A 6,757-nucleotide genomic window follows, 5' to 3' on the forward strand; every position below is an offset into this window, starting at 1 on the left:
GAACATGGACTTGCTCGATTTTGCCCGTGGGCCCGCACTGACCGTCTCGCTCGCCATATTCGTTTTGGGCACGCTGTGGCGTCTGCTCGGCGTACTGCGGCGCCCGCGAATGCCCGATCGCTCACCGCCACGCGCGGGTGCGTCTTCCAGGCTGGCGGGTGCCACGCGGGCCATTGTGCGCGGCATGTGGCCGCGCAAGGAGTTTCGGCGCACGGCGCTGTACACGGCGATCAACGGGTATGTCTTCCATATCGGGCTGGCGCTGGTGTTTTTTGGCTACGCGCCGCACATCGCCTTCATCCACCGCGTCACCGGGCTGTGGTGGCCCGCCTTGCCCGATTCGGTGATGTACCTTGCGGCGGCTGCCACCATCCTGTCGCTGCTGCTGGCGCTGTTGTTTCGCCTGACCGACCCGGTGCGCAAGATGATCTCCAACGCCGATGACATGATCAGCTGGACCATCACCTTCCTGCCCATCGTCACCGGCATGGCCGTGCTGAGTGAACCCTCCGCTGCCGTGCTGGCGCGTGACCACGCGATTTACCCGACCCCGCTGGCGGTGCATTTGCTGTCGCTGGAGGTGCTGCTGATCTGGTTCCCTTTCGGCAAGCTCATGCACGCTTTCCTGTTCTTGTTCTCACGGGGCGCCACAGGCATGCGCTTCAGTCATCGGGGGGTCGAGTGATGAGCACTGCAGCCAAATTGCCGTCCAACTTTGACCAGCAGGGCGACCAGAGCGATGAGGCCAGGGTCGATGCGGCCTTGCGCAGCTTTGTGTCCGAGTTCGGTGTCACCACCGCGCTGCACATGGAGTCCTGCGTGCACTGCGGCCTGTGCGCGCAGGCCTGCCACTTTCATGTGGCCACCGGCGATCCAAAATACACGCCAATCCGCAAGCTTGAACCGTTCCATCGTACCTACTTGCGCGAGGCCAGTGCGTTTGCGCCGCTGTTTCGTGCGTTCGGTTTGGTCAAAAAACCGAGCATTGTTGATTTGCAGCAGTGGCAGGAGTTGCTCTACGACTCCTGCACCATGTGCGGCCGCTGCACGCTGGCCTGCCCGATGGGCATTGACATTGCCGAACTTGTCAAGGAAGCCCGCCACGGCATGTTCAAGGCCGGTCTGGTGCCGGACCGGCTGGCGCTGATGGACCGCACCGCGAGGCAATGGGGCAGCACCGCAACGCCGGGCGATGACCTGCCGGATATCCTGGCCGAGGTGGCACGGGAGCATGGCGTTGAAATACCTTGTGACCTTGAAGCCGCCGACATGCTGGTCACCGCCGCGCCGGCAGAGCTCGGCGAGCACACCAAGGCGCTGGCGGACGCCGCCAAAATTCTCAACCACATCGGGGTGAAATGGACCATGCACCAGGCTGGCTTCGATGCGGCCAACATCGGTTTCAACAATGGCGACCTTGAACTGCAAGAGAGACTGACGCGGGCGCTGATCGACACCGCTGTCAAGATTGGCGCCAAAACGGTGCTGTTGCCAGAATGTGGTCATGCCTACGGTGCGGCGCGCTGGGAAGCCGCCAAGTGGTATCGGCAGGCGCTGCCGGTGCGCATCCTCCACATGACCGAATTTCTGGATGAACTGATCGAAACCAAGCAGATCCGTGTCAACAAAATCAGTGACACCGCCACCTTTCATGACCCCTGCCAGATCGTGCGCCGCGGCGGACTGGAAGCCGCGGCGCGCCGTGTGCTGGCAGCCCTGGGCGTCGAACTGATCGAGCTCGAAAACCATGGCTTGACCGGTTATTGTTGCGGTGGCGGTGGCGGCGTGGTCTCGAACCAGCGTGCCGCGCCCTTGCGCAACAAGGTCTTTGAGATGAAGAAACTACAGGTTGAAGCGACCGGTGCCAAACGCCTGATCACGAGCTGCGGCCAATGCCTGATCACGCTCGAAATGGGGGCGAAGAATGCACGCTGGGACAAGCGGCCCGAGAGCTTGCTCGAACTCGTGGCTGACAACCTGGCAGATTGATGCCTGCGGCAGGCATCGCCGCCGCTTAAAAAGGCGCGTCAGGCAACTTCAGCGTGGATGCCGATGCTGCGGTTTCTTCGGCCACCCTGGCGGTGTCGGGGGCCCGAGTCAGCTCGGCCACTGCCGCGCGCACCGCGGCCTTGTCACCGGCGCCGGCAAATTTGCTGTATCTGCCAAGAATGGCGACCATTTGCCCGTAAATGCGCGGGTTGGCGGCCATGCATTCTTTTTGCTCCAAGAAGTTGGAGTCGCCCGAGAAATTACCGACCAGGCCACCGGCCTCGGTGATCAGCAGCGAGCCCGCGGCCACATCCCACGGTTGCAGGCCAAGCTCAAAAAAGCCATCGGTGTAACCTGCGGCCACATAAGCCAGGTCCAGTGCGGCGGCACCGGGGCGGCGCAAGCCGGCGGTGCGCGCCATCATGTCGCCCATCAGACGCAGGTAGGTGTTGATGTCGTCTTCCTGGCGATAGGGAAAACCGGTGGAAATCAGGCACTCCTGCAGGCGGGTGCGTTTGGCCACGCGCAGGCGGCGGTTGTTTTGGTAGGCACCGCGCCCCTTGGTGGCGGTAAAAAGGTCGTTGCGACTGGGGTCGTAAATGACGGCCTGCTCCACTTTGCCCCTGACGGCCAGGGCGATGCTGACGCAGTAGACGGGCAGGCCGTGAATGAAATTGGTGGTGCCATCCAGCGGGTCGATGATCCAGACAAACTCGGAGTCTTGCGCGCCGTGCACACGGCCTGATTCTTCGGCCCAGATGGCGTGGCCGGGGTAGGCGGTGAGCAGGGTTTCGATGATGGCCTCCTCAGAAGCCTGGTCCACCTCGGTGACGAAGTCATTGACCTTTTTCTCCGAGACACGGACTGATTCCACATCGAGAGCAGCGCGGTTGATGATGGCGCCAGCAGCGCGGGCGGCCTTCACGGCCACGTTGACCATGGGATGCAAGTTGGAAGGATTCATATCGATTGTGGTGAGACGGACGGGTGGGCCGGAGTCTGTGTGAGGGAAGAGCCAAGCGCTGCCAGGCGATGCGGGCAGCGACAATGGCGTTATTTTAACGGCTTGTGCAAATAGAGATTCCCATGCAGACGCGCTTTATCCTGATCAACACCAGCCACGCCGGCAATGTCGGCGCAGCCGCACGGGCCATGAAAACCATGGGTTTTGATGACCTGGTGCTGGTGGCGCCGCGCTGGGCCAACGTGCTCAACCGCGAGGAAACCATCCAGCGCGCCAGCGGCGCCACCGACGTGCTCAAAAAGGCTCGCATTGTGGCAACGCTTGATGAAGCGCTTGATGGCATGACGCACCTGTGCGCCACCGCCATGACGCCGCGCGACTTCGGCCCGCCCACGGTGGCGCCGCGCGCGCACTTTGATGCGCTCCTGAAAGCTCCCGACGCCAGCCAGACCGGTGTGGCCTTTTTGTTTGGCTCTGAGCGTTTTGGCATGGCCAACGAAGACGTGTACCGCTGCCACGCTGCCTTGAGCATTCCGAGCAACCCCAAGTTTGGTTCGCTTAACCTGGCTGCGGCGCTGCAGGTGATTGCCTACGACTGGCGTGAGGCGCTGGGGGGCTACCCGGTGCAGGCGGCCACAAGCCCGGCGCAGTTGGCCGACGCGGCGCAGGTGGCCGGTATGTTGACCCATCTGGAGCAGGCGCTCACCAGCATTGGATTTCTGGACCCGCAATCGCCCAAGAAACTCATGCCGCGGCTAAACCAGTTGTTCAACCGCGCCTCTGTCACCCAGGAAGAAATTCACATTTTGCGCGGCATGGCCAAGATGATGATGAAACCGCAGCCCCTGCCAAAGTCAGAGGTTTGCACCAAAGAATAAACTCGACCCATGTTTTCAAGACTCAAATCTGACGTTCAATGCATTCTGGAGCGCGATCCGGCGGCGCGCAGCGCCTGGGAAGTGCTGACCTGTTACCCCGGCGTGCACGCGGTGTTGCTGCACCGTCTGGCGCACGCGTGCTGGACCCACAACCTCAAATGGCTGGGGCGTTTTATCTCGCACCTGGCGCGCTTCTTGACTGGCATCGAGATCCACCCCGGCGCCAAAATTGGCGAACGGGTGTTTTTTGACCATGCCATGGGCGTGGTGGTGGGCGAGACCGCTGAAATTGGCGACGACTGCACCATTTACCAGGGCGTGACGTTGGGTGGCACCTCGCTGTACAAGGGCGCCAAACGCCACCCCACCCTGGGCCGGGGCGTGGTGGTGGGCGCCGGGGCGCAGGTGCTGGGCGGGTTTACTGTGGGCGATGGCGCCAAGGTGGGATCGAATGCCGTGGTGACCAAGCCGGTGCCCGCCGGTGCCACCGCCGTGGGCAACCCGGCGCGCATCATTCAGGCCGAGCTTGACGTCAAGCGCGAGGAGGTGGCCTCCAAAATGGGGTTTTCGGCGTACGGTGTCACGCAAAACGACGATCCGCTGAGCCAGGCCATGCGCGGCCTGATCGACAACGCCGCCACCCACGAGCACCAGATCGCCATGATCTGGAAAGCCATCGAACAGCTCAATTGCCCGCGCCAGGTAGCCTCCATCGTGCCGTTGGATGCGGCCAGGCAAGAGCACTTTGAGGCCGACAAGCTCAACCAGCTGGTGGGCAAATAGTTATTGCACCCCGAGCCGCTGCTGCAGCAGCGCGCTGCTGGTGGTGTATTGCAACACGCCGGAACTTTGCGGATTCAGATAACTGGCGGCGGCAAAGGCTGCCAATGTGGCTTCGTGAAAACCGCAAACGATCAGCTTTTTCTTGCCGGGGTAGCTGTTCACATCACCCACCGCGTAGATGCCGGTTTCACTGGTGGCAAAACTGGCTGGGTCCACACTGAGCTGCTTGCGCTCCATGGCCAGTCCCCATTCGGCAACCGGTCCCAGTTTGGGGCTGATGCCCAGATGAACCAGCAAGACATCCAGTGTCAGGCTCAAGGTCTGGTCATCGGGGGTGGCGACTGACACGCCGGTGAGGCAGTCACCATGGGTTTCAATGCCGCTGACCTGTCCGGCCACAAATCTGATGCGGCCACTGGCTCGCAACTCGGCCAGGCGGGCCAGGGCCTGCGGACCGGCTTGCAACGCATCGCGTCGATGTAGCAGGGTGACGTTGGCCGCCTGCTGCGGTCCTTCGCTAGCCAGCGCAATGGCATTGTCGACCGCAATCTCTTCGCCGCCGACCACCACCACATGCCGACCTTTAAGACGTTCCGGGCGGGGCATACGGTAAAAGAGCTGGGTGCCGGTGAACACCGCCAGCCCTTCCAGCTTGAGTTCTTTCGGCACAAAGGCGCCGACACCTGCGGCAATGAACAGGGTGCGCGTCAGGAATTGCTCCTGTGGTGTGGAAACGAGCCATTGGCCATCGGCCTGGCGGCTGATTGCGCTGACTTGCTGGTTGAAATGAAACTCCGGTTTGAAGGGCGCCACCTGTTGCAGCAGCCGCTCCGTCAGGTCGCGTCCAGTGCTGCGCGGCAGGCCCGGAATGTCATAGAGTGGTTTCTCGGGATAAAGCTCAATGCACTGCCCGCCGGCCTGATCCAGCACGTCGACCACCTGCGCGTGAATGCCCTGCAGGCCGAGTTGAAACACCTGAAACAAGCCCACCGGCCCAGCCCCAATGACCAAGGCGTCGGTCTGGATGAAAGGGGTATTGGTCATGGCCTGCTGTGTGGATCAAAGTCCATCGCGGCGAGGGCGTCGCTCCTACAAGGTGCAGGCATGAGAATCAATATCTGGATCAGCGGATCAGCATGGACAGCTTGCCGGTTTTGTCTTTCCACTCTTCAGCCTCTGGCAGCGCGGGTTTGCGTTTGGTGATGCTTTTCCAACTGGGCAGCTTGGCCAGCTCGGCGTTGAGCTTGGTCATGTGGCGCTGGTCCTTGGGCACATCTTCTTCAGCATAAATGGCGTTGACCGGGCACTCGGGGATACAAACCGCGCAGTCAATGCATTCATCGGGGTCGATGGTCAGAAAGTTGGGGCCTTCGCGAAAACAGTCCACAGGGCAGACATCGACACAGTCGGTGTACTTGCACTTGATACAGGCTTCGGTGACGGTATGGGTCATTTTGGTATTTCTTCGGTTGAATGCAAATGCGGGATTTTAAAGGCTCAGGTTCAAGGGCCTGCAGCATAGTGGCATTGCGTCCGTTGAGCCTTGATTTGAGTCAATTGACCAAGGCCGCCCCCGCCGTTCTGTGGCTGGCGGTGTCGACCAGAACCAAAGCGCCGAGCACGCGCGACTCATTGAACGGCAGCACGGCAAGCGGTTCCTGCAACAGCAGTTCGACGTGGCCGATGCTGTTTGCGGGCAGCGCCGCAGCGTCTTCCTCGGCCAACGTGTTGATGTCGAGCCGGTGCACCACGCGTTTGACCCGCGCCTTGACCCAGCGGTGGCCATGCAGCGCCCAGTAGGTGCGCCCGGCCACCAGTGGCTCGTCGTCCATCCAAGCCACCGTGACCGAAAGTTCCCGGCTGGCAGGCGCCGATTCAACGGCCAGCAGCCAGTCGCCCCGCGACACATCGACCTCGCGGTCGAGCACGATGCCGGCGCTATGACCTGCGGGCACGCTGCGCGGCAAACGGGTGTGGCCCAGCACTTGCGCAACGGTGGCAGTTTGCCCGCTGGGCAGCACCTTGACGGCTTGGCCGACCCGGGCAGTGCCCGCGCCAACCCGGCCCCAGAACACCCGGCGGCCTTGCGAGGTGTCGGCGCTGGCAGAAAACTTTTCGACCCATTGCACTGGAAAAGCCAACG

The 6,757-nt window shown here is 62.0% G+C and carries 7 protein-coding genes and 1 pseudogene; 4 read left to right on the forward strand and 4 right to left on the reverse strand.

Annotation, left to right across the window (positions count from 1 at the left end):
- Positions 1-4 precede the first annotated feature (4 nt).
- Positions 5-685 (forward strand): hypothetical protein, encoded by a 681-nt coding sequence (locus GPS82_RS02715; protein ID WP_296490696.1) that lies wholly within the window; start codon positions 5-7, stop codon positions 683-685.
- Entirely contained in the window at positions 685-1,989 is a 1,305-nt protein-coding gene (locus tag GPS82_RS02720) for a (Fe-S)-binding protein (RefSeq protein ID WP_296490698.1), read from the forward strand. Before GPS82_RS02715 ends, GPS82_RS02720 begins: the two co-directional genes overlap by 1 nt.
- A 25-nt stretch (positions 1,990-2,014) precedes the next feature.
- On the opposite strand, the gene GPS82_RS02725 is transcribed toward GPS82_RS02720, so the two are convergent.
- Positions 2,015-2,953: an inositol monophosphatase family protein gene (locus GPS82_RS02725; protein ID WP_296490700.1), complete on the reverse strand. Its 939-nt coding sequence runs from the start codon at positions 2,951-2,953 to the stop codon at positions 2,015-2,017.
- A 122-nt stretch (positions 2,954-3,075) separates the two neighbouring features.
- Between GPS82_RS02725 and GPS82_RS02730 the strand changes: the two genes are divergently transcribed.
- Both GPS82_RS02730 and cysE read left to right on the forward strand, forming a co-directional pair.
- The gene (locus tag GPS82_RS02730) at positions 3,076-3,831 is read left to right on the forward strand and encodes an RNA methyltransferase (RefSeq protein ID WP_296490701.1); all 756 of its coding nucleotides are present in this window, start codon (positions 3,076-3,078) and stop codon (positions 3,829-3,831) included.
- Between the two features lie 9 nt (positions 3,832-3,840).
- Complete coding sequence (cysE, locus tag GPS82_RS02735) at positions 3,841-4,614, forward strand: serine O-acetyltransferase (RefSeq protein WP_296490702.1); 774 nt, start codon at positions 3,841-3,843, stop codon at positions 4,612-4,614.
- On the opposite strand, the gene GPS82_RS02740 is transcribed toward cysE, so the two are convergent.
- From GPS82_RS02740 to GPS82_RS02750, 3 genes and pseudogenes are all read right to left on the reverse strand, one after another.
- Positions 4,615-5,658, reverse strand: a complete 1,044-nt coding sequence (locus GPS82_RS02740; protein ID WP_296490703.1) for an NAD(P)/FAD-dependent oxidoreductase — start codon at positions 5,656-5,658, stop codon at positions 4,615-4,617.
- A 79-nt stretch (positions 5,659-5,737) separates the two neighbouring features.
- Complete coding sequence (gene fdxA / locus GPS82_RS02745; protein ID WP_296490704.1) at positions 5,738-6,067, reverse strand: ferredoxin FdxA; 330 nt, start codon at positions 6,065-6,067, stop codon at positions 5,738-5,740.
- Positions 6,068-6,167: 100 nt separating this feature from the next.
- Positions 6,168-6,757 (reverse strand): annotated as a pseudogene (locus tag GPS82_RS02750) (sulfate adenylyltransferase); the annotation flags it as partial.

This window comes from Rhodoferax sp., assembly GCF_011391645.1.
GTDB lineage: Bacteria > Pseudomonadota > Gammaproteobacteria > Burkholderiales > Burkholderiaceae_C > Rhodoferax.

Excerpts from the sequence above, each read along its gene's own strand:
- cysE (WP_296490702.1), top strand. The coding sequence starts at position 3,841 with ATGTTTTCAAGACTCAAATCTGACGTTCAATGCATTCTGGAGCGCGAT.
- fdxA (WP_296490704.1), bottom strand. The coding sequence starts at position 6,067 with ATGACCCATACCGTCACCGAAGCCTGTATCAAGTGCAAGTACACCGAC.
- GPS82_RS02740 (WP_296490703.1), bottom strand. The coding sequence starts at position 5,658 with ATGACCAATACCCCTTTCATCCAGACCGACGCCTTGGTCATTGGGGCT.
- GPS82_RS02720 (WP_296490698.1), top strand. The coding sequence starts at position 685 with ATGAGCACTGCAGCCAAATTGCCGTCCAACTTTGACCAGCAGGGCGAC.
- GPS82_RS02730 (WP_296490701.1), top strand. The coding sequence starts at position 3,076 with ATGCAGACGCGCTTTATCCTGATCAACACCAGCCACGCCGGCAATGTC.
- GPS82_RS02715 (WP_296490696.1), top strand. The coding sequence starts at position 5 with ATGGACTTGCTCGATTTTGCCCGTGGGCCCGCACTGACCGTCTCGCTC.
- GPS82_RS02725 (WP_296490700.1), bottom strand. The coding sequence starts at position 2,953 with ATGAATCCTTCCAACTTGCATCCCATGGTCAACGTGGCCGTGAAGGCC.